This is a genomic window from Pseudoalteromonas sp. S4741 (genome assembly GCF_005886135.1).
GTDB lineage: Bacteria > Pseudomonadota > Gammaproteobacteria > Enterobacterales > Alteromonadaceae > Pseudoalteromonas > Pseudoalteromonas tetraodonis.
This window is the reverse complement of record NZ_PNCN01000015.1, coordinates 26,169-52,783: the sequence shown is the minus strand read 5'-3', so window position 1 is coordinate 52,783 and position 26,615 is coordinate 26,169. Positions and strand designations below refer to the sequence as shown.

Annotated in this window: 30 protein-coding genes; 15 read left to right on the top strand and 15 right to left on the bottom strand. The window is 40.5% G+C overall.

Features of this window, described 5'->3' with window-relative positions; genetic code table 11:
- Positions 1 to 9: 9 nt before the first annotated feature.
- Both CWC30_RS02475 and CWC30_RS02470 read right to left on the bottom strand, forming a co-directional pair.
- Entirely contained in the window at positions 10 to 306 is a 297-nt protein-coding gene (locus CWC30_RS02475; protein ID WP_138606914.1) for a hypothetical protein, read from the bottom strand.
- A gap of 175 nt (positions 307 to 481) precedes the next feature.
- Positions 482 to 1,735, bottom strand: coding sequence for a multifunctional CCA addition/repair protein (locus CWC30_RS02470; RefSeq protein WP_138626334.1), 1,254 nt, complete (start codon positions 1,733 to 1,735; stop codon positions 482 to 484).
- A gap of 143 nt (positions 1,736 to 1,878) precedes the next feature.
- Here CWC30_RS02470 and CWC30_RS02465 point away from each other — a divergent pair, with 143 nt between their 5' ends.
- Positions 1,879 to 2,097, top strand: coding sequence for a hypothetical protein (locus CWC30_RS02465; protein ID WP_138626333.1), 219 nt, complete (start codon positions 1,879 to 1,881; stop codon positions 2,095 to 2,097).
- Positions 2,098 to 2,102: 5 nt separating this feature from the next.
- On the opposite strand, the gene CWC30_RS02460 is transcribed toward CWC30_RS02465, so the two are convergent.
- Genes CWC30_RS02460 through CWC30_RS02440 form a run of 5 tightly spaced genes read right to left on the bottom strand, consistent with a single transcriptional unit; the run spans position 2,103 to position 7,156 of the window.
- Positions 2,103 to 3,254 carry a murein transglycosylase domain-containing protein gene (locus CWC30_RS02460; protein ID WP_138626332.1) on the bottom strand — a complete coding sequence of 384 codons (1,152 nt, stop codon included), beginning with the start codon at positions 3,252 to 3,254 and terminating at the stop codon, positions 2,103 to 2,105.
- A gap of 35 nt (positions 3,255 to 3,289) precedes the next feature.
- Positions 3,290 to 3,790: a DUF1543 domain-containing protein gene (locus tag CWC30_RS02455; RefSeq protein ID WP_138626331.1), complete on the bottom strand. Its 501-nt coding sequence runs from the start codon at positions 3,788 to 3,790 to the stop codon at positions 3,290 to 3,292.
- A gap of 24 nt (positions 3,791 to 3,814) precedes the next feature.
- Positions 3,815 to 5,164: a sigma 54-interacting transcriptional regulator gene (locus CWC30_RS02450; protein WP_138626330.1), complete on the bottom strand. Its 1,350-nt coding sequence runs from the start codon at positions 5,162 to 5,164 to the stop codon at positions 3,815 to 3,817.
- 2 nt (positions 5,165 to 5,166) lie between these two features.
- Positions 5,167 to 5,700, bottom strand: a complete 534-nt coding sequence (locus CWC30_RS02445) for a hypothetical protein (protein WP_138626329.1) — start codon at positions 5,698 to 5,700, stop codon at positions 5,167 to 5,169.
- 1 nt (position 5,701) lies between these two features.
- Positions 5,702 to 7,156 (bottom strand): HAMP domain-containing sensor histidine kinase, encoded by a 1,455-nt coding sequence (locus CWC30_RS02440; RefSeq protein WP_138626328.1) that lies wholly within the window; start codon positions 7,154 to 7,156, stop codon positions 5,702 to 5,704.
- A gap of 297 nt (positions 7,157 to 7,453) precedes the next feature.
- Between CWC30_RS02440 and CWC30_RS02435 the strand changes: the two genes are divergently transcribed.
- The 5 genes from CWC30_RS02435 to CWC30_RS02415 all read left to right on the top strand — a co-directional run bounded on the left by CWC30_RS02435 (position 7,454) and on the right by CWC30_RS02415 (position 10,458).
- Positions 7,454 to 7,687 carry an EF-hand domain-containing protein gene (locus CWC30_RS02435; protein WP_036981479.1) on the top strand — a complete coding sequence of 78 codons (234 nt, stop codon included), beginning with the start codon at positions 7,454 to 7,456 and terminating at the stop codon, positions 7,685 to 7,687.
- 12 nt (positions 7,688 to 7,699) lie between these two features.
- The gene (locus CWC30_RS02430; RefSeq protein ID WP_024602367.1) at positions 7,700 to 7,927 is read left to right on the top strand and encodes a hypothetical protein; all 228 of its coding nucleotides are present in this window, start codon (positions 7,700 to 7,702) and stop codon (positions 7,925 to 7,927) included.
- 156 nt (positions 7,928 to 8,083) lie between these two features.
- Positions 8,084 to 8,320 (top strand): EF-hand domain-containing protein, encoded by a 237-nt coding sequence (locus CWC30_RS02425; protein ID WP_010387655.1) that lies wholly within the window; start codon positions 8,084 to 8,086, stop codon positions 8,318 to 8,320.
- An 8-nt stretch (positions 8,321 to 8,328) separates the two neighbouring features.
- Positions 8,329 to 8,565, top strand: coding sequence for a calcium-binding protein (locus tag CWC30_RS02420; protein ID WP_036981474.1), 237 nt, complete (start codon positions 8,329 to 8,331; stop codon positions 8,563 to 8,565).
- A gap of 204 nt (positions 8,566 to 8,769) precedes the next feature.
- Positions 8,770 to 10,458 carry an amidohydrolase gene (locus tag CWC30_RS02415; protein ID WP_138626327.1) on the top strand — a complete coding sequence of 563 codons (1,689 nt, stop codon included), beginning with the start codon at positions 8,770 to 8,772 and terminating at the stop codon, positions 10,456 to 10,458.
- A 17-nt stretch (positions 10,459 to 10,475) separates the two neighbouring features.
- On the opposite strand, the gene CWC30_RS02410 is transcribed toward CWC30_RS02415, so the two are convergent.
- Positions 10,476 to 10,721 (bottom strand): YgjV family protein, encoded by a 246-nt coding sequence (locus CWC30_RS02410; RefSeq protein ID WP_069440154.1) that lies wholly within the window; start codon positions 10,719 to 10,721, stop codon positions 10,476 to 10,478.
- Positions 10,722 to 10,999: 278 nt separating this feature from the next.
- On the opposite strand from CWC30_RS02410, the gene CWC30_RS02405 reads away from it, so the two are divergent.
- Positions 11,000 to 11,656: a Crp/Fnr family transcriptional regulator gene (locus CWC30_RS02405; protein ID WP_013465733.1), complete on the top strand. Its 657-nt coding sequence runs from the start codon at positions 11,000 to 11,002 to the stop codon at positions 11,654 to 11,656.
- A 49-nt stretch (positions 11,657 to 11,705) separates the two neighbouring features.
- Here CWC30_RS02405 and CWC30_RS02400 read toward each other — a convergent pair whose 3' ends face one another.
- Positions 11,706 to 12,272, bottom strand: coding sequence for a phosphoribosyltransferase (locus tag CWC30_RS02400; protein WP_008111161.1), 567 nt, complete (start codon positions 12,270 to 12,272; stop codon positions 11,706 to 11,708).
- A 175-nt stretch (positions 12,273 to 12,447) separates the two neighbouring features.
- Positions 12,448 to 13,746 (bottom strand): aminopeptidase PepB, encoded by a 1,299-nt coding sequence (gene pepB, locus CWC30_RS02395; RefSeq protein ID WP_138626326.1) that lies wholly within the window; start codon positions 13,744 to 13,746, stop codon positions 12,448 to 12,450.
- Positions 13,747 to 13,890: 144 nt separating this feature from the next.
- Here pepB and sfsA point away from each other — a divergent pair, with 144 nt between their 5' ends.
- The 8 genes from sfsA (at position 13,891) to CWC30_RS02355 (ending at position 20,282) form a co-directional block, all read left to right on the top strand.
- Positions 13,891 to 14,610, top strand: a complete 720-nt coding sequence (gene sfsA, locus CWC30_RS02390; protein WP_138626325.1) for a DNA/RNA nuclease SfsA — start codon at positions 13,891 to 13,893, stop codon at positions 14,608 to 14,610.
- Positions 14,611 to 14,892: 282 nt separating this feature from the next.
- Positions 14,893 to 15,336 carry an RNA polymerase-binding protein DksA gene (gene dksA, locus CWC30_RS02385; protein ID WP_013465738.1) on the top strand — a complete coding sequence of 148 codons (444 nt, stop codon included), beginning with the start codon at positions 14,893 to 14,895 and terminating at the stop codon, positions 15,334 to 15,336.
- A gap of 13 nt (positions 15,337 to 15,349) precedes the next feature.
- Entirely contained in the window at positions 15,350 to 16,246 is an 897-nt protein-coding gene (gene gluQRS / locus CWC30_RS02380; protein ID WP_138626324.1) for a tRNA glutamyl-Q(34) synthetase GluQRS, read from the top strand.
- 305 nt (positions 16,247 to 16,551) lie between these two features.
- A complete protein-coding gene (gene pcnB / locus CWC30_RS02375) occupies positions 16,552 to 17,850 on the top strand; it encodes a polynucleotide adenylyltransferase PcnB (protein WP_036981462.1) in 1,299 nt (432 codons plus the stop codon).
- Between the two features lie 3 nt (positions 17,851 to 17,853).
- Positions 17,854 to 18,339 (top strand): 2-amino-4-hydroxy-6-hydroxymethyldihydropteridine diphosphokinase, encoded by a 486-nt coding sequence (folK, locus tag CWC30_RS02370; RefSeq protein ID WP_138626323.1) that lies wholly within the window; start codon positions 17,854 to 17,856, stop codon positions 18,337 to 18,339.
- Positions 18,340 to 18,369: 30 nt separating this feature from the next.
- A complete protein-coding gene (panB, locus tag CWC30_RS02365) occupies positions 18,370 to 19,164 on the top strand; it encodes a 3-methyl-2-oxobutanoate hydroxymethyltransferase (RefSeq protein ID WP_138626322.1) in 795 nt (264 codons plus the stop codon).
- Complete coding sequence (gene panC / locus CWC30_RS02360; protein ID WP_138626321.1) at positions 19,164 to 20,012, top strand: pantoate--beta-alanine ligase; 849 nt, start codon at positions 19,164 to 19,166, stop codon at positions 20,010 to 20,012. The genes panB and panC overlap by 1 nt, the downstream gene beginning before the upstream one ends.
- Positions 20,013 to 20,042: 30 nt before the next feature.
- Positions 20,043 to 20,282: a hypothetical protein gene (locus CWC30_RS02355; RefSeq protein WP_036981457.1), complete on the top strand. Its 240-nt coding sequence runs from the start codon at positions 20,043 to 20,045 to the stop codon at positions 20,280 to 20,282.
- Positions 20,283 to 20,349: 67 nt separating this feature from the next.
- On the opposite strand, the gene CWC30_RS02350 is transcribed toward CWC30_RS02355, so the two are convergent.
- The 5 genes from CWC30_RS02350 to CWC30_RS02330 all read right to left on the bottom strand — a co-directional run bounded on the left by CWC30_RS02350 (position 20,350) and on the right by CWC30_RS02330 (position 26,597).
- The gene (locus CWC30_RS02350) at positions 20,350 to 21,318 is read right to left on the bottom strand and encodes a PstS family phosphate ABC transporter substrate-binding protein (protein WP_013465745.1); all 969 of its coding nucleotides are present in this window, start codon (positions 21,316 to 21,318) and stop codon (positions 20,350 to 20,352) included.
- Between the two features lie 79 nt (positions 21,319 to 21,397).
- Positions 21,398 to 22,744, bottom strand: coding sequence for a phosphate regulon sensor histidine kinase PhoR (gene phoR, locus CWC30_RS02345; RefSeq protein WP_138626320.1), 1,347 nt, complete (start codon positions 22,742 to 22,744; stop codon positions 21,398 to 21,400).
- A gap of 93 nt (positions 22,745 to 22,837) precedes the next feature.
- Positions 22,838 to 23,527 carry a phosphate regulon transcriptional regulator PhoB gene (gene phoB, locus CWC30_RS02340; RefSeq protein WP_013465747.1) on the bottom strand — a complete coding sequence of 230 codons (690 nt, stop codon included), beginning with the start codon at positions 23,525 to 23,527 and terminating at the stop codon, positions 22,838 to 22,840.
- Between the two features lie 618 nt (positions 23,528 to 24,145).
- Entirely contained in the window at positions 24,146 to 25,210 is a 1,065-nt protein-coding gene (fba, locus tag CWC30_RS02335; RefSeq protein ID WP_008111197.1) for a class II fructose-bisphosphate aldolase, read from the bottom strand.
- A gap of 211 nt (positions 25,211 to 25,421) precedes the next feature.
- Complete coding sequence (locus tag CWC30_RS02330) at positions 25,422 to 26,597, bottom strand: phosphoglycerate kinase (protein WP_069440148.1); 1,176 nt, start codon at positions 26,595 to 26,597, stop codon at positions 25,422 to 25,424.
- Between the last annotated feature and the right edge of the window lie 18 nt (positions 26,598 to 26,615).

The following is a 26,615-nucleotide window of genomic DNA, read 5'->3' as shown; positions in this document are numbered from 1 at the left end:
CCCTAGAAGCTATGCCTCTTTTTTTAACAAGCGATACAAAGTATCCATACGCTTATGCGCTTGCTGCACCTTTGCTTGCGCCTCAACTTTTATAGTTAAGATAAGTAGTAACAACAGATAAAAACTAGGCTGAGCTAATACGTCTGGGAACATCAATGAAACAAATGCGATATAAGCAAAACTGCCAAATAATCCCTTAAAAATATCAAAGGGTTTAGATGAGTGTTTTTCAAACTCATCTTCAAGAACTCGTTTTTTTTCAGCTTCGCTTATCGCTAATTTTGCGTTAATTTGTTCTGGTGTCATTAAATTAACTCCTTTTAAGATAAATACAATTATGGATATGCAGCTTTCACTATTAAGAATGATAAGCAAACTCAATTGTATCGCTATTTGGTAAAAGTGACGAGCAAAAAAGGCTGAAACGTCCTAGTTATAGCAAGGACGTTTAAAAATGACTTAATGCAATATTACAATCAGTTTAAGTGACCTTGGGAGTGTTAGTGTTTAAAAACGCTTTAATGCAGTCTATTTCTGCCTGTTTGACCGTTTCGCCTATTTCGGGGCCCTTTTTGCCGCTTTTAAGCGCGTCTTGCACTATCTGCTTTTTATCCATTTTTTGTAGTTCATTGTGAATAGCACGTAATTTAGCGGCTTGTGGATAGGGCTTATCCACCAGCGTTTCGCCTCGTCCTTGTGCATCACACTGGCACGCTTGAGTAAAGGCAATAAAACGCTCTGGGTGCACTAGTGCATTTAAATTAGTGACGATTAATTTATGAATGGTTTGCGGCCTTAATTGTTCAAGTGTGTGGCAAAGGGTATGGTTATCACTGGTGAGCACGCCGATATCACGAAAGCGATTAGGTACTTTTAAACGTTCACAAAAGGCCTCAACTACAGCAACCCCTTCACGTTCATGGCCGCGTAAATTACCGCGTTTTTTATAGCTTAGCGCTTTACCAAAGTCATGGGTTAAAGCAGCAAACCGGGTTTCTAGGTTAAAGCCTAAATCGGCTGCTCGTCTAAGCACTAGCATAGTATGGACAAACACATCGCCCTCGGGATGATGATTTGCAGGCTGCGGGGTGTTTTTCATCAGTTCTATTTCAGGAAAAATACCTAACCCATCTAATGCTTGAAAATAAAGCTCGGGGTGTTTTTCGCCAAGCGCTTTTTCTGTTTCAAGCCATACTCGCTCTGGCACTAAATGTTCCAGCTCGCCTTTATTTTTAAGCTCATGCATTAATGCAGTAGTACTTGGATGAATAGACCATTCACTACCATAACGGGCTAAAAAACGGGCAATACGTAATACCCGAACCGGGTCTTCTACAAATGCGTGTGTGGTGTGGCGCAGTATTTTATTTTTTAAATCAGCTTGACCATTAAACGGGTCAATAACAGTGCCGTTTTCATCTAGTGCCATAGAATTTATGGTTAAATCTCGGCGTGCTAAGTCTTCTTCAAGCGTAACATTGGGGCTCGCATCCACTACAAAGCCGGTATAACCTTTACCACTTTTACGCTCAGTGCGCCCTAGTGCATATTCTTCTTTAGTGTTTGGGTGTAAGTAAACGGGAAAATCGCTGCCAATGGGTAAAAAGCCAAGCGCTTCCATAACCTCTGGCGTTTCACCAATAACAACGTAATCGTTATCTTTTGATTGTATGTTAAGCAGTTTATCTCGTACTGCTCCGCCCACTAGGTAAACTTGCTTTAAGCTTTGTTGCACTTTATTCCCAACCACTACTTTTAAGGTTTTCTTTGATGTTAATCATACCTAATCGCAATATAAAAATCAGTGTTGTTTGCCAAGCTTTAGTAAGCTCATTACAATAGCGCATTATTTTTTTATACCTCAACTCACCTTAACTAATGAAAAAACACTCAGCAAAAAAAGAACTTAGGTTACTGCCCATCCTTTTGGTGGTTATTATTATGTGTGTTGCGGGGCATTTCTTGCTGCAAGCTAATTTTCAAGACAGTCATCTGGTCGAATACCTATTAGCCGCGATTCCATTTGCTATGTTTGGCTTAGTGATAGTGGCCTTTAAAATGGCAGCTAAAAGTGAACAACAAGAAAATGATGAGTAAATAAGTTACTGATAGTTTTTTTCTGCTTTAGTGACTTTATATAAATAGCGTCTTGATTCCGCACGTGAGTGCTTAGTGGTGAGAATGTTATAAAACTGGCTTGCAGTAAGCTGATTTATTTGTGAAAACGCCACACTTCTATTTTTATTAAATATACGCAGTACATTACCCGCCCCGCCGTTATAAGACGAGATCATGGCAAAGTGCTTACTTTTGTCGGTACTAATTTTGTTTAAGTAGTTATTTTTTAAAATACTTAAATAGGCGCTGCCAATATCAATGTTATGTTTTGGATTAAACAATACTGCTTTGGTTGGCTGCCCAGGTACTTTTTTTATTTTTTGGTATACATCGCGCCCTGCGGTAGCCGGGATCACTTGCATTAATCCATAGGCGTTTGATGAGCTCACCGCATGTGGATTAAAGCTACTTTCGGTTTCAATAATGGCATAAATAAGTGCTGCCGATATTTGATATTTTTTTGCAGCCGCCAGCACATAGTCACTGTATTTTTGTTTTCTTAAATGGGTGTTTTGCTCCACTAAATCAAAACTAACCGACGAAATAACGTGCCCATATTGACGTTGCTTTTTTAAATTATTATTTACTAAATAACGCGCAAATCGATTAGCACGCCAGCTATATTTTATGGGTAACTTATCTTGATCGAGCACTTGTTGGTATAAAAACGGCTCGCCTTCTAAAATTGGCGCTTCGCTGGTAAAAATATCGGTTTTATCGGGGTTGCTGGAGGTCAGTAAGGTCATAACAATGGCCTGCTGTAACAAGCTTATTGTATTTTTTAACGCGATGGTTTCTACTTTTACAGTGCCTTGCTCAAAATCAATAATGGCACGCGCTTGGTAATCATTACTGTATTTTACGTATTTTTTGGCACTAGGTTGCTGAGTGTTTTGTTTACCCCACTTGCGCCCAACAACGCTTTCTAATGCGGCTAAAAGCTGTTTTACGCTACCAACCTGTGCCTTAATAGAACGGTGTGTTTTTTGTGCTTGCTTGTGAATTGCAACCACGTCAGTAGGATCGTTTTTTACTTGCTTTACCAGTTTATTTAAATCAACAACGGGCGGTAAACCCGACAGTGATTTACAGCCACTTAAGCCAACTAGCAAAAGTATAAACGCATACTTTTTCACACAACATCCTAATAAACTTAATAAATCCTCATTTATTATAATACATGATAACCAAACCAGTCAGGTTTAATTGTTTGTGCTTGACCACTTGGGGTTAGTTTAATATTAAGCTGACTATCGAGTAAATCAATCGCAAAGCAGTCATCAACGTCATGTAAATCATCTTTATGTAGATGGCTCAGCCCTGCTAATAAGTCATTTTTAGCGCGCTGTTTTGCTTCTTCACTACTGCTGGCAACATACAAAGCAAAGTCGTGTTGCTCTGCTAGTGAGTCGCTTCTGTAAGCACCTAAGTTAACAAAATAAAGTTGCTTATTTTGCTCTACATAACTATCAACTACCTCGATTTTATAACCATCAATGTGATTAACCGCCATGTAGCTATCCATGTGTACACTGTTTTTATCACCCACCCATTGGCCTTTTAATTTGGTATAGGTTTGCTCAATATTTTGGCCTACCACAAAACGTACGTCGTGCATTTCTATGTGGCAACCTTGAATACGCCCACCTAAATACACCATGAATAACTGCATGCTCACTTCCTTTTAAAAACCAAATTAAATTAAACTATCTACGTCAATCTCATGCTTTTTAATCAACTTATAAAAATCAGAACGATTACGCTTGGCAAGTTTGGCGCCTTCTGCCACATTGCCCCCTGCCATTTTCAGGGTATTAATTACATAGTCTCGTTCAAATTCTTTTTTAGCTTCATTAAGTGATAATGGCTCAACGTTGCTTTCATTACTGTTTAGGGCACTAAGCACTAAATGTTCAGATATAACCTCACTAGGAGTCAACGCAACCACCTGCTCCACTACATTTTGTAATTGACGTATATTACCTGGCCAATCATACCTTACTAGGGCATGCATGGCATCGTTTGCAAAGCGCTTTTCTTTTTGCTCCATACGCTTTGCGATGTTGGCACTAAAAAAGTTGGCTAATAAGCTAATATCTTCACGGCGTTCACACAGCGGGGGCAACTTTAAGTTTACGACGTTTAACCGGTAGTATAAATCTTCTCTAAACTGTTGATTACTAATCGCTTCAGGCAGGTTTTTGTGGGTTGCAGAAACAATTCGCACATTAATAGGAATTTCTTCTTGAAAGCCCACTGGGCGAATGGTTTTTTCTTGTAGCACACGTAATAACTTAACTTGTAAATTTAGGGGCATATCACCAATTTCGTCTAAAAATAAGGTACCGCCTTGCGCTTGCTGAAATAGGCCTTGGTGATCTTTTACAGCTCCTGTAAATGCCCCTTTTTTATGACCAAATAGCTCTGATTCTAATAGCTCACCAGGCACGGCCCCACAGTTTATTGCCACAAATGGACCATCACTAACATGGCTATGCTGATGAATCGCCTGCGCAAGCAACTCTTTACCGGTACCGCTGGCACCAGAAATAAGCACGTTAACTTGTGTAGGCCCTAATAGTTTAACTTGCTCCAGCAAATGCAGCATAGCGCCACTGCGGGTGACAATATTACTTTGCGGAGTAATATTATCATTATTAACCCCATGTATCTCAATGGCTTTGGCTAGGCTGTCAAACAGCTCATCTTTATCAACGGGTTTTGTGATAAAGGCAAAAATACCTTGCTTGGTGGCCTCTACCGCATCAGGGATAGATCCATGAGCCGTCATCATAATAACAGGCAACGCAGGGTAGCGGTTTTGCAATTGTCGGTGCAGCGCCATGCCGTCCATTTCATCCATTCTTAAATCGGTAATCACCGCATCAAACACTTGGTTTTTAAGTAGTTGTAATGCGTTCATACCACTATCACAGGTCGTTACTTCATAACCCTTTGATTGAATTCGAATTGCCAGTAATTGCAGCAAGCTGGCATCATCATCAACGAGTAAAACTTTAGCACTTGATGGAAGTGTGACTGACATAGTTACTGCTCCTTGGTTTCTTCACGTAGTAAAAGTTGCTGTTCAATTGCGGCTAATGACGACAAGGTTTTTTGCATTTTGGCGTTCAATGCTTGCTGTTGTTTTTTTGCATCTATTTGCATTAATACGTGCTGTTTTTGCAGCCATAAATAGTGCTTTATATCATCGGGCCAATAGTACGCCTGATCCAGCTTAAGTAATTGACTCATAACAGTATTGGGGTCACTACTAAGCTTTAAACATGCTGTACTAAAAAACGCTTTCAGTGCTTGCTCCCCTAAGTAGGTTTCATTGTCAGGCGTTAATTTAAAGCCACCACACTGATTGGCATGCCAAGCAATAACTTGCGCTGCAGAGGGATATATTGGCTCTGCTTTTGGCCGAGGTTTGGGGTTTGGCTGATTCGTTTTTTTATCTGGCTGAGAGGGTACATTTAATGCTGATTCACCCTGTGTTTGAGTGTTTGTTATTTCACACCCAGATAAAAAAACAAGACTGCTGGTTAGCCATACAATAGCCATTAAACGCGCAGACATATTATTTAACTCCTTTATTTTTATAGGGGATGACAATGTTAAATCGACAGCCTTGCGGCTCATTATGCTCAATTTTTAGTTGTCCATGTAACTGTTCAACTGACTCTTTGACTATAGTAAGGCCTAAACCACTGCCTTGTAAGCTAATCTCTTTGGTATGTTTACCTTGATAAAACGCCCCAAAAACATGTTCTCTTTCATGCTCTTTAATGCCACAGCCCTCATCTGCCACCTGCATATTTAGGCCGTTATTTTCTAGACTCAAGCTAATAGTAACGACTTGGTTTGGCTGAGAAAACTTTAAGCTATTGGAGATTAACTGAATTAAAATCATTTCAATTAACTCCCGTGGCAAACTAAGAGAAATATTAGGTAAACTATTGTGCCAAATAAGCGATTGTTCTCGCGCATTTAAGCGGTGCTCAAAGTGGTTATTTACCTTTTTTATTAGCTGATTAAATTCCACTTCACTGACGTTGTCTTTACTGGTGCGAATGGCGTTATAACTCAATAAACTGTCTATCATAGTACGTAGCCTCACCATCGATTGACTGATCAGCCCAAGTACCGCTTTTTGCTCGTTATTGATGGGGCCAACGATTTCATCGGCTAGTAATTCAGTGCCCTCAACCATAGAAGCCAAAGGGGTTTTTAATTCGTGAGTAACGTGGCGTAAAAATGTATCTTTTTGTTGTTCTAACATATGCAGCTGCGCTTGCACCCACTGCAACTTGTTACCTAACTCTATGAGTTCAGCTGATCCCTGCACCGATATTTTTTGCTGCCAATCTCCTTGGCCTAATTTATCAATCACTGAGGTTAAGCTTTTTAAGCGCCCGCTTATGCGCCACAAAAACCCGCCACCAACAAGTAGCGTTAAAGGCGTAAGTGCAACCAACCAGTTTATAAATGAAGCTTGTAAATTTGTGAGCTTAATTTGGTTTTGAGTGATTTTGGCTTCATTTTCCTCACGCAACCACAATGTTAGCTCCGCTAGTATTTCGCTGATTGGCACAAATAATTCAGCTTGTTGACGCGCTTCAACCACAAGTTGAGTATGCGCCGTTTGCAAAGTATCCGTTAGCCGTTGCCATTGGTGTGTATTTGCTTGGTTATTTGAAAGTTGTTTTAGCTCATTGATGTTTTGCAATGATGATTGCCATTTATCTACGATTAGCTTATCGAGTGAGTCGCTCTTTAATACCCAGTTTTGTCTTGTTGCCCTTTCTAAACTATTAAGCTCTTGCTTAAGCACATTAAACGACTTAGTTACTTGGTAATTATTACTCACAATTTGCTGAGTGACCGCTAATTGCTTATTTAATACATTTAAAAACACAATAACTACTATAGATAAGGGCAGCAGCGACAACAGCATGCTCATTACAAATTGGCCAATTAAATTGGGGCGCCAATTTATCAATGCTTTATATTTTTCAGCCATGACTGCGGGCATACAAAAGTCCTTTGCTATTTTTTTAACGTTCTATTATTAAGTGCTCAACTTATACACTCGCTGAACCATCAAGGATAAAAACCCCTACTGTCTCAAAATAGCGACAAGTTAAGCAATTGATTTAAAAAATTTTAAACGCTTATAACTGCAAAATTGTTGCATAAAACACACAGTTACTTGTAAAAATTACGCACCAACCACCACAAAAAAACATAACCCGCTGATTATTAATAAAAATTAATATTGGCATCATTTTTGTAATGGAAACATTAATATTAATTTTAAAAGAGCCAAGGAATGTTCAGAAATAATTTACAGAACGCTGCACTTATTGGTCTGTGCCTAACCAGTACTCATTTATTCGCTCTTGATGTAGATGCTGAATTTAATCGTTTAGACAAAGACAGTAATGGCACATTAAGTGAAGCTGAAGCAGGTGAAGATGCTTTATTACATGAGAACTTTGCACAGATAGACACCGATGAAAACGGACTCATATCTCTAAATGAATTTAAGCTGTTTATAAAATAAAGGAGTACATTCATGAAACAACTAATTGGTGCTTTTTCGCTCCTATTTTTAGCTATTAGTGCCACCGCACTGGCATCGCCATTAAATGTACGTTTTATGCATTTAGATAAAAATATGGATGACCAAATATCGCTTGTTGAGGCAAAGCAAGATAAACAATTACTTAAGCAGTTTGCCGATTTAGACAAAGATAACAACGAGATGATTTCTAAAAAAGAATTCCAAAACTTTAAACCTTAAGTTTAGATTCAAGTTTAATCTATTAGTATAGAGTTAAAAGCACTTGCCATAATCCCTGAGGGAGTGTGTAAACGGATTTAATGTTGGGAGTTAAATTATGGCAAGTGCTTTCTTTCAATACTGTCAGCAATTAAAATACACCTTGGAACGCCAACTATGAGAATACTGCTTCCCTTTATTGGTGCTTTACTTTTTATCAGCCAAAGTGCATTCGCACTTGATGTAAAGCAACGCTTTGACCACTTGGACAAAAATAATGATGGATATTTAACCCATAGCGAGCTTGCTGCTCAGCCTCAGCTATTAAACTCATTTTCAAATTGGGATGAAAATCAAGATAACAGAATTTCTTTAACTGAGTTTAAAAACTACTTAACCACTAACCTGTACTGAGCATTTATATGAAGCCTTTTCATAATATTATTTTACTAACACTGACTGTTTTTAGCTGTATGAGTTTTGCAACAAGCAGTTATATTGCCGAAAAGTTTGAAAAACTTGACCGCAACCAAGATGGCTTTTTAACTTACCCTGAAGCTGCCAGTGATCCTGCTTTATGGTCACGTTTTGGCAGTTATGACCGTGATAAAGACGCACAATTATCATTAAGCGAATACAGCTTGTACGCCAGTAAATAAATAGCCCCACTCAATTAAAGCTTGGTTAACAATATCAAGCTTGAAAAAGTTTAACTCCTATTGTTAACACATCCTATTTCACCCTTAACTTGTTGCTTGCTTTAGCTAAAAGCTGACTTATACGACGCTTAATAAATTATGCTATTGGTATTCTAAATTTGAGTTTGCTACTGTGATAGTACAAATAATAACAACATACCTCTTATGCAACTCAATAAATTAATTAAACCGGTATTACTAGCAAGCCTCTGCGCCTTATCTAGTGTGGCAATTGCACAAACGAAAGTAATATATAATGCCAATGGCTACACCCCTTTATACAAAGGAAAAATGCGCCATGGCGAAGTAAATACGTTTACGACCTTAGTTATAAAAGATGGCAAAGTAGTTAAAACAGGTCCTGACAGCTTAAAAAATAGCTTCCCGGGCGCAACCCTAATTGACGCCAATGGAAAAACCTTATTACCAGGGCTCATTGATGCCCACGGACACGTAATTGGACTGGGTGAAAACTTGTCACAGCTTGATGTGCGCGGTGCAAAATCAGTCGATGAAATAACCGCTAAGCTCAACGAATTTGCCAAAGGTAAAGAAGGTTGGCTCATTGGTCGGGGCTGGAACCAAGAGCTATGGTCCGACACGCGTTTCCCTACCGCTGCTGATTTAGACAAAATCGTCAGCGACCGCCCTGTTATTTTATCGCGAGTAGATGGTCACGCCATTTGGGTTAATTCAAAAGCACTAGAACTTGCCAATATTAATGCTGACACACCAGCCCCAGCAGGTGGAGAAATTATAAAAGACGAGTTTGGCAAACCAACCGGTATTTTTATAGATAAAGCAGAGACCTTGGTTACCCAGCATATGCCTGCAACGTCTGCGCAATCGGTTAGCAATGCATTAGATGCCGCAGGTAAACATTTGTTAAGCTTAGGCATTACCTCAACACACGATGCAGGTATTGATAAAACCACGTGGCAAGTTTATAAACAGCGCGCTGAGTTAGGTACATTACCGCTTAGAATTGTAGCGATGTTAAGTGCAGCAAGCCCAGATTTAAACATGATGCTTAAAGCGGGTCGGTATCAAGATGCTCAAGATTTTTTATCTATTCGCAGTGTAAAAATTTACGCTGACGGTGCCTTAGGGTCACGCGGTGCCGCGCTTATTGAAGAATACGCAGACAGAGCAAACCACTTTGGCCTAATGCTTGAAACCCAACAAAAGCTAGAACAATTATTTACACTCACTTTTAAAAGCGGGTTTAGTGCAAATACCCACGCAATTGGTGATAGAGCAAATAAAATTGTGCTCGATGCCTATCAAAATGTATTTAAGCAAACCGGTGGTATACTACTGCGTAATCGCATGGAGCATGCACAAATAGTCTCGCCGGAGGATATACCGCGCTTTAAAACCCTGAAAATAATTCCATCAATGCAACCTGTGCATGCTACATCTGACATGCATATGGCAGAGCAGCGTTTAACCGATAAACAACTCAAAGGCGCATACGCTTGGCAAACATTCTTAGAGCAGGGGTCGACTATTGCAGCGGGTTCTGATTACCCTGTCGAGCTGGCGAATCCGTTTGATGGCTTATATTCTGCCATTACACGTATGGATCATAATAAATTGCCTGAAAATGGTTGGCGCGCCAGTGAAGTGTTAAGCAGAGAAGATGCATTACATGCGTTTACCCTTGGCGGCGCGTATGCAGCGCATCAAGAGTTTAAGCTAGGGAGTTTAGAGCAAGGTAAATGGGCTGACTTTATACTGGTTGATCAAGACTACTTTAAAGTCCCCATTGAGCAGCTATACAAAACTCAGGTGCTGCAAACGTGGATTGCGGGTACGTTACGCTACGAAAAAGACGCTGGAAAAGCTGAGTAATTAAAAACAAAAAAGGGTTAACTTGCGTTAACCTTTTTTGTATCAACTTTTGACTGACGATATAGCTTAATAATGTGATAAATATTAACCAAAGCCAACAAGCCGTTGGTAAAAGCCACCGGCATTGAGCCTATAGCCGCACCGTAAAAAGTAAACGCAATACAGCCCAATAAATTAAACCAACGGAGTTTGGTTACATCAGTCATGGTTAATGATATGACTAATAAGACGGATGCTAAATAACCTAAATATTCCCAACTCAATTGTTCTCTCCTAGGCTTTAGGTTAGTATTACGCGTTAAATTTTAGTACATTATTAAGCTACGCTACGCAGTAGTTAAAATAAAAAAGCTAACTTACCAATAAAACCTTAAAATATACTGGTTAATACCACAATTTTTAATCATTACACGGAAGAATGAAGGTCATTTAACGCTGTTAATTATATTAACGGCGTGGGCAAGTTAGCATAAATTCTTAATCTTAATGCTATCGTCATTAAGGTGTAATAAATAGGACAATTGTCCGAAGAGCATGATTGATGTTTCAATACCATTTTTCCAGTTACCTTGTTGATCAACTGCTGACGTTTGCCGGCAGTAGCTTTCAGCAATCAAAAAAAGAAATATTAATACAGCAAGACCAACCGTTAACTAAGTTGGTGTTAGTGCGAAGTGGAACTGTATCGTTTAGTTACGATGTAGGTAATGGCAGGCGCCTGCTTCTTGGCCAACTCGACTGTAACAATACCCTAATTGGCGAAATTGAAGCACTTAATAATAACCCCTGCATTTACACGGTAACCTGCTTTAGTGATGTCACGTACAACTTGATTGAATTAAAACATTGGCGCGCATTATTGCTCGATAAACCCGAGCTAAGCTTATATACGGCGCAAACGATTGCGGCTAAGTTTCAAGAAAATCAAAAAATTAATTTAGATAAGCTGTTACTGCCGTTGAGCTACAATATTGCCAAAGACTGCTTATTACGTGCAGAGAATAACAATCCCACTTTATTACGTGCTTACCCTACGGTAAATGCAGAAGCTGAGCGCTTTGCAACCACTGAGCGTGCATACAGGCGTGTAGTGAGTGAGTTAGTAGAGAAAAACTTAGTGCAAAGAAGCACACAAGGACTACAAGCTGTCGACATTCCTAAATTAAGTGACTATGTAGATAGCTTTGCACAGCTTTAAAGACAATAAAAAAGGCCATTAAGGCCTTTTTTATTGAGCAAAATCACGTTTACTTTTCAAGTAAAATATCGTGGATTTTAGCTAAATCAGATTTACCTTCAATAATTTCATCCGGCGTTAAACCTGATAATTCATGCGGGAATACTAACCATTCTTCAGATTCATGAATGTAGTAATCAGGCACTGTATCAACTTTTGAATTTTTTGGCTTGTAGTATGGACAAGCAATACGAATATCACGTGGTAAGTTTAAACGCATTAGCTCAGAAAGCTTCTCTTTTAACGCTACAATACTACGACCTGAGTCAAAAACATCGTCAACAATCAGTAAAGAGTCACCAGCATTTGCGTTCTCAACTATGTAGTGTAAACCATGTACTTTGATTTCTTTTGATTGCTTACCAATACCGTAATAAGATGAGGTACGAACCGCAATGTGATCCGTTTCTATGCCTTTGTAATCATAATATTCCTGAACCGCTATCCCAATTGGAGCACCACCGCGCCATATACCAATAATAAAATCTGGACGAAAGCCATCTTTATACACTTGTGCCGCTACGCGGAATGAATCTTCAAGTAATTGTTGAGCCGTGATATAGCACTTTTCTGACATAATAAGGATCCCAGTGGTATGTATAATATTTGAGCGAGGTTTAAATAAAAATAGATGCCCAAACACGTAATGGCGAAAGATTTTACCGTAAATAAAACAAAATTGCTTGTTTGACGGATAAAAAAATAGGCACCCTAAGGTACCTATTTTTTAACTAATGCGTAATCTCAATAGATTATGCCTTTTCAAGTAGGGTGCGTGCTACGGTGCGCATACCTTGTGTAGTTGCACCTGAAGCCCATTGACTTGTGCTACCACCCATATTAAATGCAGCAGCTAAATCGATGTGTACCCAGCCTTTGCCATCGTTTGGCACAAAGCGAGATAAGAAACCAGCGGCGTTAGATGCACCACCGAAACCACCGCCTTTTTGGGCGCGGCTATTTGCTGTATCCGCATACGGCGATGGGCAGTTTTGTTGATGCCACTTTTCAAGTGGTAATGGCCATGCGGCTTCCATTTCTTGTGACGCAAAGTCTTCCACTTCACGCACTAGCTCTTTATCAAGGGCAAACAATGCGTTGTACTCTTGACCAACAGCAACAAGGGCGGCACCTGTAAGGGTTGCCGCATCAATAATAAGTGGAGCGCCTGTCTCACCTGCGGCCATTAGGCCATCAGCTAATACTAAACGCCCTTCAGCATCGGTATTTACAATTTCAACGGTTGTGCCATTTTTGTAGGTAAGAATGTCACCTAGCTTGTATGCATGACCGGAAATTAAGTTCTCTGCACAACATAAAAACAACTTAATACGCTTTTCTACGCCACGGCTAATTGCCAGTGCCAAACCTGCGGTTACCGTTGCTGCACCACCCATGTCGCACTTCATACCCAACATACCTTCGCTTGGTTTAATTGAGTAACCACCTGAGTCAAACGTAATACCTTTACCAACAAGTGCTGCGCTTACCGGTGCGTTCTCATCGCCAGTTGGGTTGTAATCAAGCTCAAGTAATACTGGCGGACGCTCACTACCACGACCAACGGCATGAATACCAATCCACTGCTGTTCTAATAGCGCATCGCCTTTTATTATTTGATAGCTAACATGCTCTGGTGCAAGTGATTGAATAAATTCAGCGGCTTTTTCAGCCAAGCTTTCTGGGTAAATGTCATCGGCGGTGCCATTGATCATTTCGCGCGCCCACGTTGCCGATGCTTTTAAATCAGCAAGTTCTTTTAAATCAGATTGTGCGTTATCAACAAACTCAACACCGTTTAGTACTTTTGGTGATACAAAGCCTTGGTAAAAAGCCCATTGGCTCTCTGTACACCAAACATCGCCTTCAAGCACAACACTTTTAATGCCTTGGCTGGCAATAGTACGACCTGCTTTTTGCACATTTTTTAATGTTTCTTGCTCAGATAAATGAACCGTTGCGCCGTGTTCGTTAAAAGATAGTGACGCACTTTCGCCCCAATGCCCTGGTGCCAACTGCTCGCTTAATTGAACAACAAATTTTTCACTCATGTTAGAATATCCTTGCACTTAAATGTGTGGTTGAGTTTACTATAGCGCGCTTAAGTTCCCAACTGCTTGCGGTAAATAACCTCAAATAGTCCGTAAAGTCTTATTTTACTTAACCTGAATTCTGGTTATAAAAGGAAGTCATTAATGAAGTACACCCCGCCATTACAATCTGCTACGTTATTAAAACGTTACAAACGCTTTTTAGCTGATTTAGAGCTCAGTGATGGCAGCACTTTTACCGCTCACTGTGCTAATACGGGTAAGATGACGGGCTGTGCCGATGCCGGTTTTACTGCCTTTTATTCCACCAGCAGTAATACTAAGCGAAAGTACCCGCAGTCATTAGAGCTGACGCAAAATAACTTATCACAACTTATTTGTGTAAATACAGCCGTTGCCAATAAAGTGGTCGAAGAAGCACTTAATAATGGGGTTATTGATGAGCTTACAGGCTATCAACACATACAAAGTGAAGTGAAGTATGGCAGTGAAAACAGCCGCATCGACTTTTTACTTACCCACAGCAGCAAAGCCAATTGTTATGTTGAAGTTAAATCAGTCACGCTGCTGAGCGAAGATCGTCCACAAAGCGGTCAAGGCTACTTCCCTGACGCCCAAACTGTTCGTGGGCAAAAGCATATTCGTGAATTAATCGACATGGTAAATCAAGGGCATCGAGCGGTATTACTATTTGCAGTGCTGCACCAAGGCATCACACAAGTCAGTGCTGCGGTGCATATTGACCCAACCTATGCACAATTGCTTAGCGAGGCCATTGAGCAAGGCGTAGAAGTATTAGCTTATAAAGCCCATATTTCTGCCAGTGAAGTAACTTTGGTTGAGAAAGTAGCATTTGTTGAGTAAAAAGAGCGCATTTAAGCGTTGGTATTTCGCCACGCCCAAAAAATACTTATCCGAAAAGTAAAAGATAAGTTGTTTTTATTATTTTTGCCCACATAACAACGCCAGTTTATAAACCGATACTGTAATAAAAAATATAAACACTGCTTTTGCTACTTTTATATGGGTAAACAGGGTTGAAGCTAATTCGATTATTTAAAAATAAATTTGCCTAGGGTATGAGTTTCTGCTATTTATACCGCCGGCTAATGCTGAGGCATTAAATTAAGGATTTAGGAGAGAGTTATGCCAGACCAAAAAAGACATGGTTTATTGGCTCAAGCCGGTTTAGAACCATACCAAGAAAAACCGGGTGAAGAGTACATGAATGAAGCACAACGTGCTCATTTTAAAACAATTTTAGAAACTTGGCGTAATGATTTACGAAACGAAGTTGATCGTACTAAGTCACACATGCAAGACGAAGCAGCTAACTTTCCTGATCCCGTTGACCGCGCAGCACAAGAAGAAGAGTTCTCATTAGAGCTTCGTACTCGTGACCGCGAACGCAAATTAATTAAGAAAATTGAAAAAACAATCAACTTAATTAAAGAAGACGAGTTTGGTTTTTGTGAGTCTTGTGGTATTGAAATTGGTATTCGTCGTTTAGAAGCACGTCCTACTGCTGATTTATGCGTAGACTGTAAAACACTTGCCGAAATTAAAGAAAAACAAGCTGGACGCGGCTAATTAAGTTATAGCCATGTCTTCTACAGCCGTTACCGCGCAAGTATCTGACTATCGCGGCCGATTTGCACCGTCTCCTTCGGGGCCGTTACATTTTGGCTCACTTGTGGCGGCTGTAGGTAGCTACCTAGATGCAAAAGTTAACCAAGGAAAGTGGTTAGTTCGCATTGAAGATATAGACACTACTCGCGTTGTTAAAGGCGCCGCCACCGATATCCTAAATACCTTAGACGCCTACTGCCTTAATTGGGATGAAAACGTTGTGTATCAAACACAGCGTCTTACTATTTATCAAGATGCAGTAAACTCACTGTCAAAACAACACCTTATTTATGCCTGCCAATGCTCTCGTAAGCAAATAAAAGCCCTCGGCGGTATTTATCAAGGGCAATGTAAACACAGCCAACTCAGTGAACAGGGTCATGCCCTTCGCTTAACTCAATGCCATGCAACCGTGACTTATAACGACCTTATTCAGGGGCGTATTGACGTTAACCCTGCTCTGGCCCATGAAGATTACATTATAAAACGTAGCGACGGTTTATTTGCCTATCAACTGGTGGTGGTTATTGATGACATTGAGCAAGGGATCAATCGAATTGTACGAGGCGCTGATCTACTTGAACCTACCGCCCGTCAAATAAGTCTGTTTAAGCAACTTAATAACCCTATTCCAGAATTTGCTCATTTACCTTTAGCGGTAGCAAAACCAGGGTTTAAACTGTCTAAGCAAAATTATGCCCCTGCAATTTGCAAACAAAATCCAAAACCCACTTTAATAGCTGTATTTAAATTTTTAGGCTTGCCAATACATGAGCAACTAATGGATTTAACCTGCGAACAATTACTCGCTTGGGCCGTGGCGCATTTTAACTTAAGCCTTGTTCCTGCTAAGCGTGAAATACAGATTTAACCTCCCTTTACGTATTACGTGGAATTAATTCAAATAAAATCGTTAAAAATGGCTTAATTTCAGTGCTGCAACTTAATTTTTTTACCTTGCTGGTATATGATAGCCGCCTAAATATATGCTAATTACATTAAACAGTAAAAATAACGCTTTAAGCGAATACTTGCTGTGATTTTGATTGCAATGGCGAGTAAATCAACCGCTTCTCTAGGAGACAGACTATTATTTCCAAGCTTTTTCAATTTTGTCGACAAATTATTGGCCCAAGTGCCAATAACGAAAATGTCGCAATCAGCAGTGAGCCGTTAGTGATCCCTAGAGGTGAGCATGGTATTTCTCGCAAACAATTTAGCCCAAATGCAATCAAAGTACTCTATCGCCTAAAAGATGGTGGCTATGATGCCTACTTAGTTGGTGGTTGCATTCGCGATGTATTGTTAGGCCAACAACCTAAAGATTTTGATGTTGTAACCAATGCAACCCCTGAGCAAGTTAAAAAACTGTTTCGTAACTGCCGTTTAATTGGCCGCCGCTTTCGTTTAGCGCACATTGTTTTTGGTCGTGAGATTATTGAAGTGGCCACCATGCGCGGCCATCATGAAGCACAAGAAGATAAAAATCAAATTAGCCAATCAAGCGAACATGGGCAACTACTTCGCGACAACGTATTTGGCAGCATTGAAGAAGATGCCGAGCGTCGTGATTTTTCAATCAATGCCTTATATTACTCAATCAATGATTTTTGTATTTATGATTACGCCAATGGTTTAGCGGCCATAAAGGCAAAACAAATAGAGTTAATTGGCGATCCTGAAACACGCTACCGTGAAGACCCCGTGCGTATGCTTCGCGCAGTGCGCTTTGCAACCAAGTTAGATATGCAAATAGCGCCAGCAAGCGAAAAGCCGATTACCGAATTAGCGAGCTTGCTTGATAATATTCCGCCAGCGCGTTTATTTGAAGAAATACTCAAGCTATTTTTAAACGGCAAAGCACAGCAAAACTTTATAATGCTGCGTCAGTACGGTTTATTTAAATCGTTGTTCCCAGAACTTGACCGGATTTTAGATAAAAACCCAGACGGGCTTGAAGAAACCTTCATCAAGCAAATGTTTGCAAACACTGACATCCGTATTAATTCAGATAAAAAAGTCACTCCTGCATTCGTATTTGCAGCATTACTGTGGTTCCCGCTGATTGAACGTACTGAAAAAATTAGACGCCAAGAGCAACTCTCAGAATACGATGCATTTGCTCAAGCAATTAATAAAGTACTGAGTGAGAATGCCCAACATATTGCCGTACCAAAACGCTTTACGTTAGGTGCTCGTGATATTTGGCATATTCAACAACGCTTAGATAAACGTGCAGGCCAACGTGCCTATCGTTTAACACAGCAGCCGCGCTTTAAAGCCGCTTATGATTTTTTACTATTGCGTGTTGATGCTGGTGAAACTGAGCATACAGAGCTGGCACAGTGGTGGACACAGTACTTAGGTCAAGATATTAATGGCCAAAAAGAAATGGTGCGAGAGCTTGGTCATCAAGGTGGCCCAAAGCCACGCAAGCGACCTCGTCGTCGTACTACTAAAAAGCCAGCTGAGTAAATAATGCAACGTGTCTATTTGGGTTTAGGTGCAAACCTTAACAGCCCTAAAAAACAACTTGATAACGCTGTTATTGCACTTAAAAGCTTGCCAAACAGCGAACTTATAGCCTGCTCGCATTATTATGCGAGCAAGCCTATGGGACCACAAGATCAACCTGATTATGTGAATGCAGTCGCCTGTATCAACACTTCACTTGAGCCAGAGCAACTACTCGATTTAACCCAAGCCATAGAGCTGGAACATGGTCGAGTCAGAAAAGCTGAGCGCTGGGGCGCACGCACACTGGATATTGATATTTTATTATTTGGTGAGCAGGTTATAAATACTAAACGTTTAACGGTGCCTCATTACGGGTTAAACGAGAGAGAATTTGTTGTTTACCCGCTGCAAGAAATTGCACCCGAACTTACTTTACCAAGCGGCGTATCTATCAAACAGATAGCAAATAACCTACCGCTTAACGACTTACAACAATTACCGCTGTAATTAACTAAGGCCACTGTCTGCGAGAATATTATGTCTAAAATAACCGTTTCAACTTTGAATAAAATGAAGGCTGAAAGTAATAAAATCACTGCGTTAACAGCTTATGATGCCAGTTTTGCTAAGTTATTTCATGAGAATGGCGTTGAAGTTGTTTTAGTCGGTGATTCTTTGGGAATGGTATTACAAGGTGGCGATGACACACTCGCTGTAACAAACCAAGAAATTGCGTACCATACTCGCTGTGTTCGTGCTGGAAGCCGTGACCTATTTGTTATTGCCGACTTACCGTTTATGACCTATGCAAATCCAAATGATGCCTGTAAAAATGCCGCAGAGTTGATGCGCGCAGGTGCTAACATGATCAAGCTTGAAGGCGGTGAATGGCTACATGACAGCATTAAATCACTCACTCAACAAGGTATTCCGGTGTGTGGGCATTTAGGGCTTACGCCACAATCTGTGCACGTATTTGGTGGTTTTAAAATTCAAGGCCGTGAAGAAGTACAAGCACAAAAAATTATTGCCGATGCAAAAGCATTAGAGGCCGCGGGTGCTCAACTACTCGTGCTTGAGTGTATTCCAAGTGCCTTAGCAAAACGTATTACTGACTCATTAAGCATTCCGACTATAGGGATTGGTGCGGGCAATGTAACCGATGGTCAAATTTTGGTTATGCACGATTTAGTCGGCATTTCTGCAGGCTACATTCCTAAATTTTCAAAAAACTTTTTACTCGAAACAGGCAACATGCCTGCCGCTGTTAAAAAGTATTGTAACGATGTTAAAAGCGGCGTTTTTCCAAACGCTGAACACGAGTTTAAATAATGCAGTCAATCACTGAAATTAAATCATTACGCAGTCAAATAAGAGCTTGGCGCCAAGCGGGTTTAAGTGTTGCACTAGTACCTACTATGGGTAACCTGCACCGCGGCCACTTTTCGTTGGTAGAAAAAGCAAAAACACTGGCCGACAAAGTCGTTGTTAGTATTTTTGTTAACCCGATGCAATTTGGTGCTAACGAAGATTTAGACAATTATCCGCGTACCTTAGATGCCGATAAACAAGGTTTAGCCGATCTTGAAACGGATATTTTGTTTATCCCCAGTGTAGAGGCTATTTACCCAAATGGCTTAGGGGTGCAAAGTTTTGTTGATGTACCAGGTATTTCGATGGGCTATTGCGGCGGCTCACGTCCTGGTCATTTTAAAGGTGTAGCAACAGTTGTCACTAAACTATTTAACTTAGTCCAACCTGATTACGCCTGCTTTGGTGAAAAAGACTTTCAACAGCTGCAAGTTGTTAAAACAATGGCCCGTGATTTGTCGATACCAGTAGAAATTATTGGTGTGCCAACGATACGTGAAGTTAGCGGCCTTGCCATGAGCTCACGCAATGGGTATTTATCAAGTGATGAAAAGCAAACCGCTACGATTTTATTCAATACTTTAAATCACTGTGCGCAGCAACTAAAAAGCGGAAATAAAGCGTTTGCTACTCTTGAAGCTGATGCTAAAGCGACTTTAGAAAGCGCAGGGCTAAAACCAGATTATTTTTCGATAGCTCAACGAGATACATTAAAAGCTGCTACACTCGAAGATACACGATTTGTTATTTTAGCTGCCGCCTTTTTAGGAAGTGTTAGATTAATCGACAATATACAGGTTGAAGTTTAATACTGGTGTAGCCTCACTTTAAGGATAAGTATGAAAACTTTTATTAAAACTAGCCTCGTGGCTTTTTCGTTTGCAGTTCTTGCTGGCTGCCAGAGTCAAGCGGGTAATCCAGCACTTAATCAATGTGCTCAGCAAAGTTATCAATGCGAAACCAGCTGTGAACAACAAACAACCACCGACAGCCTTAAGTCACAGGTTTGCTCATCTAAGTGCATCGAAGCGTATAATCAATGCAAAGTACAAGCTGAAAACTTAAGTAAAGCTGACTAATATCAATCGGCATAAATTGTAAACCAAAAAAAACCGCTCATTTGAGCGGTTTTTAATTATTAGCGGTTTATTTTAAGCCTAACTTTTTCAACTCAACTTCAACTAGCTTTGCAGAAAGTGGCACATAACCATCTTTTTCTACAATTTTTTGACCTTCTTGCGAAAGTACCATCTTTAAAAACTCAGCTTCAACTGGGCCAAGTGGCTTATTTGGGTGTTTATTTACATAAACATATAAGAAACGTGAAAGTGGGTATTTACCTTGAGCTACGTTTTCAAGCGTGGCATCTACAAAGTTAGTACCTTTTTTAGATAACGGAACAGTGCGCACACCCGATGTTTTATAACCAATGCCAGAATAACCAATGGCATTTAGTGATGCTGAAATTGACTGTACAACAGAAGCTGAACCCGGTTGCTCGTTCACGTTATTACGAAAATCGCCTTTACATAAGGCTTTCTTTTTAAAGTAACCGTAAGTCCCTGATACTGAGTTACGTCCATATAATTGCACGTCTTTTGCAGCCCAATCACCTTCTAGACCAACATCACTCCAGCGGTTTACTTGCTCTGGTGCGCCACATTTACGTGTTGATGAGAAAATAGCATCGATTTGGTCAATACGTAGCCCTTCAATTGGATTATCTTTATGAACAAATACCGCTAATGCATCAATTGCTACACGTACTTGTGTTGGCTTATAACCATAGCGCTTTTCAAATGCTTCAATTTCTTTCGACTTCATAGCACGGCTCATTGGACCTAAATTTGCCGTACCTTCTGTTAGTGCTGGTGGCGCAGTAGACGAACCTGCCGCTTGAATTTGAATATTTACATTTGGGTAAATACGCTTATATTCTTCAGCCCAAAAGGTCATCATGTTGGCTAACGTATCAGACCCTACCGATGAAAAGTTACCTGATACACCGCTAATTTTTTGATACTCAGGCATACCGTCTTCTAATGCTACTGCTTGCGCAGATACAAATGTTGTAACAGCCACACCCATTGCGGCAACTAAGTTTTTAAATTTCATTTTGGGGTTCTCCAGTTTGTTCGTCCCATTTCCTAACTGCGGTTCACTCTAAAGTGAGTACATGACAATGGTGTGACTCTTAAATGACACTTTTATGACTAGCAGTATTACTCGTCACTAATGGCGGAATAGAGATCAGCCTATCGCTTGAAAACGCAAAAGAAAAACAGGAGCCTTTACCCAGTTCACTGCTAATTTTTAATTGGCTACCATGGCGAGTAAGTACATGCTTAGTAATTGCTAAGCCTAATCCTGAGCCACCTGTGGTGCGGCTTCTGGCTTTATCGACCCGATAAAAACGCTCAGTTAAGCGATTTATATGCTCTGGTGCAATACCATCACCATTATCGATAACACTAAAACATGCCTGTGCATTGTTGCGCTGCCAACACACCTCAATTTTACCACCTGGCTTAGTATAATGAATGGCATTAAATACTAAGTTTGAAAACGCACTTCTGAGCTCATCCTCAGCACCGGTAATATCAAGTGACGCATCAATATTAAAAATAAGTTGATGGCCTTTATTTTGATTTATAGACTGTGCTTCAATTTCAATCAGTTTTAGCAATTGCGGTACATTTACTGCCTTATCATTACTGTGGCGTTTTGCGCCTTCAATACGTGATAACGAAAGTAACTGATTCACTAAACTATCCATGCGTTTACATTGTTCTAGCATGGTAGTTTGTGCCTTATTCCACATTGCAGGCGGAGGGAGCGAATCACTGTCGAGCATTTCAAGGTAGCCGGTAACAACCGTTAAGGGGGTTCTGAGCTCATGAGACACATTAGCAACAAAGTCTTTACGCATCTGCTCAAGCTGCTTTAAACGGGTGACATCACGTACTACCACCAATAACTGAGTGTTAGCATAAGGCATCACCCTAAACTCAAGTACTTGCTCTACACTGTGGCCACTTTCAAGCTCCAGTGCATCACTAAACTCTTTACGGCGCATATATTTAGCAAATTTAGGATCGCGAATGAGGTTATCTAAACGCTGACCATGATCAACCGGCCATTGTAACCCTAACACTTTGAGTGCAAGTTGATTACACCACACAATTGATAAATCGTTTTGCAATACAACAACGGCATCAGGCACCGCCTCAGCACCGTCACGAAAACGGCGTATCAGCTCTGCCAGTTCGTTACGCTTTTTACGATTACGATGTTGCAGCTGATAGATGCCTTCAAATACTTGTTCCCACGACCCTTCACCTTCTGGTGGGTTAAAACTGCGCTGGTTATGCAGCCAATCACTTAACCGATAAAGTTGATGGTAATGCCACATAAGTAGCGAAAAAGCGCCCAAAAACAACATCAAAAATGGGGCATCAATAAGCACCCCAATTAAAAGTAAAGGTATAAAATAGACAAACAGCCGCTTTGTTAGCGCCTGCTTGTTAATAACTCGATACATACACGCTCTTTACCTTATAAACGCTAGCAGACAAGTTGACTGAACTAGGTTAATAGATTGCTACTTAACTAAGTAAGCTTAATTGTAAGCACACTATAGTTTACTCGAAAAGCGATAACCAGCTCCGCGTACCGTTTGTACTAAGCGGTCATGTCCAAGCGTAGCAATCGCTTTACGCAAGCGACGAATATGAACATCTACGGTTCTGTCTTCAACATACACATTCGTGCCCCATACATGATCAAGCAGTTGCTCACGGCTGTAAACACGCTCTGGATGGGTCATAAAAAAGTGTAACAGTCTAAATTCGGTTGGCCCCATATCAAGCTCACTGCCCCCTGAGGTAACACGATGCGAAATAGGGTCCAAGCGCAGGCCATGCACTTCAATTGCTTCTTCTAAAGAGGTAGGTGCTACTCGGCGAATAACCGCTTTAATACGCGCCATTAACTCTTTAGGTGAAAACGGCTTAGTAACGTAATCATCAGCGCCCACTTCTAAACCGCGTATTTTGTCTTCTTCTTCGCCGCGAGCAGTCAGCATAATGATAGGGATTTGGCGTGTGTGTTCATTTTGTTTGAATTTTTTAGCAATTTGAATTCCACTACCACCAGGTAGCATCCAATCGAGTAACACCATATCTGGATAAGGTTCAACCATTGCGGCTATTGCAGAATCATAATCTTCTGCCTCAATGGCTTGAAAGCCATTTTGTTCTAAAACAAAAACCAACATTTCCCTGATAGGTGCTTCGTCATCAACGACTAATACTTTACGTGACATTCCAATTTATCTCTTAGGCTATTGAGTAGGTTTCATTATTATGACTAAGTATGACATTTTTATTAAAGTGTAACGTCTAAATTAAAATGAAACTAAAAAAAACACAAAATAGTAACAAAAAATTGAATATGTCATATTTTTATCATCTTGAGCAGTAAATAAAAAAGTGGTTTGCAGTAAAGTGAGTCGTTATTAAAGGCCTATTTATGATATTAACTTGGGATCATCAAATTACTAACTAGCAGCTATTTTTAGTCTTAATAATAAAAGTCGGCACCTATTTAGATCAGGTTTATTATGATCTTAAATACAAGGATCAGAGTTTTATTAAGCAGATCCCTTTTCGGATCACTATTTTACCCACTAACAAAGCTAAACCAATGATTTACTGTGTGATTTTTATCCATTTATTATGATATTCGACACTTAAAAGTACAAAATGCGTCACTTTAAGCCCTTCACTTAGTAAAGTAATGATCCCAGATATGACAAGTTAGTAATCGAGTGATCCCAAATTAATAACTAGGTAAAATACTGATCCCCCACAGATCAAAAAAGCCAGTGCGTAAGCAACTGGCTTTTTATAATGAGTGCGAGAGTATCGCCGTTATTGGCTCATTATTTTATTTTTGGATTTAACTCACCGCTTAAGTATTTAAGGTGCATTTCATCCAATGAAATTGGCTTAATTTTACTTGCTTGACCCGCAGTACCAAACGCTTCGTAACGGGCAATACAAATGTCAGTCATTGCTTGTGTTGCAGCGGCTAAGAACTTACGTGGGTCGAAGTTCGATGGGTTCATTGCCAAATGACGACGAATCGCACCGGTAGACGCTAAACGTAAGTCAGTATCAATGTTTACCTTACGCACACCGTATTTAATACCTTCAACAATTTGCTCAACTGGCACACCGTATGTTTCAGGAATTTCGCCACCGTATTGGTTAATCACTTCTAACCACTCTTGTGGTACAGAAGACGAGCCATGCATTACTAAGTGCGTGTTTGGAATACGCGCATGAATTTCTTTAATACGATCAATCGCTAAAATATCGTCGGTTGGTGGACGCGTAAATTTGTAGGCACCGTGTGATGTACCACAGGCAATAGCCAGCGCATCAACATGGGTTTTATTTACAAAATCTGCCGCTTCTTCTGGATTCGTTAGCATTTGCTCTGTGGTAAGTTTACCCTCAGCGCCAACGCCGTCTTCTTCACCCGCTTCACCGGTTTCAAGTGAACCTAATACACCTAGCTCACCCTCAACTGAAACACCACATGCGTGTGCCATTTCAACTGTTTTACGTGTTACATCAACGTTGTAATCGTAGCTTGACGGAGTTTTGCCATCGCTCATTAACGAGCCATCCATCATTACTGATGAAAAACCTAACTGAATTGAACGCTGACATACACCCGGTGATGTACCGTGATCCTGATGCATAACCACGGGGATATGTGGCCATTCTTCAACTGCCGCTAAAATCATATGACGAATAAAAGGTGCACCGGCATACGCACGTGCGCCCGCAGAACCTTGCACAATAACAGGGCTGTTTGTTTTATCAGCCGCTTCCATAATTGCGCGCATTTGCTCTTGGTTATTTACATTAAACGCGGGTACACCGTAACCATGCTCAGCGGCATGATCCAGAAGTTGTCGCATACTGATTAAAGCCATTGGGTATTCTCCAATTTATCGATAGTCATTTAACTATCTAGTTTGAACGGATTTGTTAGTTTGGTGCAATAACTGCACCTCGAACCTTAAAGCTCAATGCCTAAAATTCGAATTAAATAACTAATAAATAAAAGTGAGAGGTATTTATCAGTTAAGTGTAGCAGATGCGGACACTCCACATCTGCCTAACGGCTAGCTAATACTTTACGTATTACTTAGCACGTGATTCTAGCATCGCTACTGCAGGCAGTTTTTTACCTTCTAAAAACTCTAAGAAAGCACCACCACCGGTAGAAATATACGAAACTTTGTCACTAATGCCGTACTTGTCAATTGCTGCTAAAGTGTCACCACCACCTGCAATTGAAAACGCTTTTGAATCAGCAATCGCTTGGGCAATGGCACGTGTACCATTACCGAACTGATCAAATTCAAAAACACCCACTGGGCCATTCCATACAACGGTGCCCGCATTAGCAATAATTTTTGCAAGTTTGTTTGCTGTATCAGGACCAATATCAAAAATCATATCGTCGCTGGTAACTTCGCTTACATCTTTAAGTGTTGCTACAGCTGATTCTGAGAATTCATTACCTACAACAACATCTGTCGGTACCGGAATTTCACCCTTGTTAGCTTTTGCTGCTGCACATAAGCGATTAGCTTCGTCCATTAAGTCAGCCTCAAAAAGGGACTTACCTACAGGGTAACCTGCAGCTGCAATAAAGGTATTAGCAATACCGCCACCCGTAACAAGCTGGTCAACAGTTTTAGACAATGAATCAAGTACGGTTAACTTAGTTGACACTTTAGAGCCACCCACAATCGCCACTAATGGGCGTGCTGGGTTATCAAGCGCTTTGCCTAGCGCTTCAAGTTCAGCCGATAATAATGGACCGGCACACGCTACATCAGCAAATAAACCTACACCATGCGTTGATGCTTGTGCCCGATGCGCAGTACCAAAGGCATCCATTACGTACACGTCACATAATGCAGCGAGTTGCTTTGATAAGGTTTCGTCGTCTTTTTTCTCGCCTTTATTAAAACGCACGTTTTCAAAAACAACGACTTCGTTATCTGCAACATCAACGCCGTTTAGATAATCTTTTTCTAGGCGAACTGTTTGCTCAAGTGCATCATTTAAGTAATCGACAACCGGAGCCAATGAAAACTCTTCTTCGTATTGCCCTTCCGTAGGACGGCCAAGGTGTGACATAACCATCACTTTCGCGCCTTTCTCTAACGCTAGTTTGATAGTAGGTAACGCAGCGCGAATACGTGCATCTGACGTCACTTTTCCTGCTTTAACGGGTACATTTAAATCTTCACGAATTAATACGCGTTTGCCGTTTAAATCTAAATCTGCCATTTTAATGACCGACATGAACATCTCCTTAGTTAA

What these genes read in the sequence shown, in the direction of transcription:
- dksA (WP_013465738.1), top strand. Translation starts at nt 14,893, where the DNA reads ATGCCAGACCAAAAAAGACATGGTTTATTGGCTCAAGCCGGTTTAGAA.
- CWC30_RS02430 (WP_024602367.1), top strand. Translation starts at nt 7,700, where the DNA reads ATGAAACAACTAATTGGTGCTTTTTCGCTCCTATTTTTAGCTATTAGT.
- CWC30_RS02465 (WP_138626333.1), top strand. Translation starts at nt 1,879, where the DNA reads ATGAAAAAACACTCAGCAAAAAAAGAACTTAGGTTACTGCCCATCCTT.
- CWC30_RS02330 (WP_069440148.1), bottom strand. Translation starts at nt 26,597, where the DNA reads ATGTCGGTCATTAAAATGGCAGATTTAGATTTAAACGGCAAACGCGTA.
- CWC30_RS02435 (WP_036981479.1), top strand. Translation starts at nt 7,454, where the DNA reads ATGTTCAGAAATAATTTACAGAACGCTGCACTTATTGGTCTGTGCCTA.
- gluQRS (WP_138626324.1), top strand. Translation starts at nt 15,350, where the DNA reads ATGTCTTCTACAGCCGTTACCGCGCAAGTATCTGACTATCGCGGCCGA.
- CWC30_RS02355 (WP_036981457.1), top strand. Translation starts at nt 20,043, where the DNA reads ATGAAAACTTTTATTAAAACTAGCCTCGTGGCTTTTTCGTTTGCAGTT.
- CWC30_RS02415 (WP_138626327.1), top strand. Translation starts at nt 8,770, where the DNA reads ATGCAACTCAATAAATTAATTAAACCGGTATTACTAGCAAGCCTCTGC.
- CWC30_RS02475 (WP_138606914.1), bottom strand. Translation starts at nt 306, where the DNA reads ATGACACCAGAACAAATTAACGCAAAATTAGCGATAAGCGAAGCTGAA.
- panB (WP_138626322.1), top strand. Translation starts at nt 18,370, where the DNA reads ATGTCTAAAATAACCGTTTCAACTTTGAATAAAATGAAGGCTGAAAGT.
- CWC30_RS02350 (WP_013465745.1), bottom strand. Translation starts at nt 21,318, where the DNA reads ATGAAATTTAAAAACTTAGTTGCCGCAATGGGTGTGGCTGTTACAACA.
- fba (WP_008111197.1), bottom strand. Translation starts at nt 25,210, where the DNA reads ATGGCTTTAATCAGTATGCGACAACTTCTGGATCATGCCGCTGAGCAT.
- CWC30_RS02450 (WP_138626330.1), bottom strand. Translation starts at nt 5,164, where the DNA reads ATGTCAGTCACACTTCCATCAAGTGCTAAAGTTTTACTCGTTGATGAT.
- CWC30_RS02420 (WP_036981474.1), top strand. Translation starts at nt 8,329, where the DNA reads ATGAAGCCTTTTCATAATATTATTTTACTAACACTGACTGTTTTTAGC.
- CWC30_RS02455 (WP_138626331.1), bottom strand. Translation starts at nt 3,790, where the DNA reads ATGCAGTTATTCATGGTGTATTTAGGTGGGCGTATTCAAGGTTGCCAC.
- phoB (WP_013465747.1), bottom strand. Translation starts at nt 23,527, where the DNA reads ATGTCACGTAAAGTATTAGTCGTTGATGACGAAGCACCTATCAGGGAA.
- folK (WP_138626323.1), top strand. Translation starts at nt 17,854, where the DNA reads ATGCAACGTGTCTATTTGGGTTTAGGTGCAAACCTTAACAGCCCTAAA.
- CWC30_RS02445 (WP_138626329.1), bottom strand. Translation starts at nt 5,700, where the DNA reads ATGTCTGCGCGTTTAATGGCTATTGTATGGCTAACCAGCAGTCTTGTT.
- CWC30_RS02400 (WP_008111161.1), bottom strand. Translation starts at nt 12,272, where the DNA reads ATGTCAGAAAAGTGCTATATCACGGCTCAACAATTACTTGAAGATTCA.
- pepB (WP_138626326.1), bottom strand. Translation starts at nt 13,746, where the DNA reads ATGAGTGAAAAATTTGTTGTTCAATTAAGCGAGCAGTTGGCACCAGGG.
- panC (WP_138626321.1), top strand. Translation starts at nt 19,164, where the DNA reads ATGCAGTCAATCACTGAAATTAAATCATTACGCAGTCAAATAAGAGCT.
- phoR (WP_138626320.1), bottom strand. Translation starts at nt 22,744, where the DNA reads ATGTATCGAGTTATTAACAAGCAGGCGCTAACAAAGCGGCTGTTTGTC.
- sfsA (WP_138626325.1), top strand. Translation starts at nt 13,891, where the DNA reads ATGAAGTACACCCCGCCATTACAATCTGCTACGTTATTAAAACGTTAC.
- CWC30_RS02425 (WP_010387655.1), top strand. Translation starts at nt 8,084, where the DNA reads ATGAGAATACTGCTTCCCTTTATTGGTGCTTTACTTTTTATCAGCCAA.
- CWC30_RS02440 (WP_138626328.1), bottom strand. Translation starts at nt 7,156, where the DNA reads ATGCCCGCAGTCATGGCTGAAAAATATAAAGCATTGATAAATTGGCGC.
- CWC30_RS02405 (WP_013465733.1), top strand. Translation starts at nt 11,000, where the DNA reads ATGTTTCAATACCATTTTTCCAGTTACCTTGTTGATCAACTGCTGACG.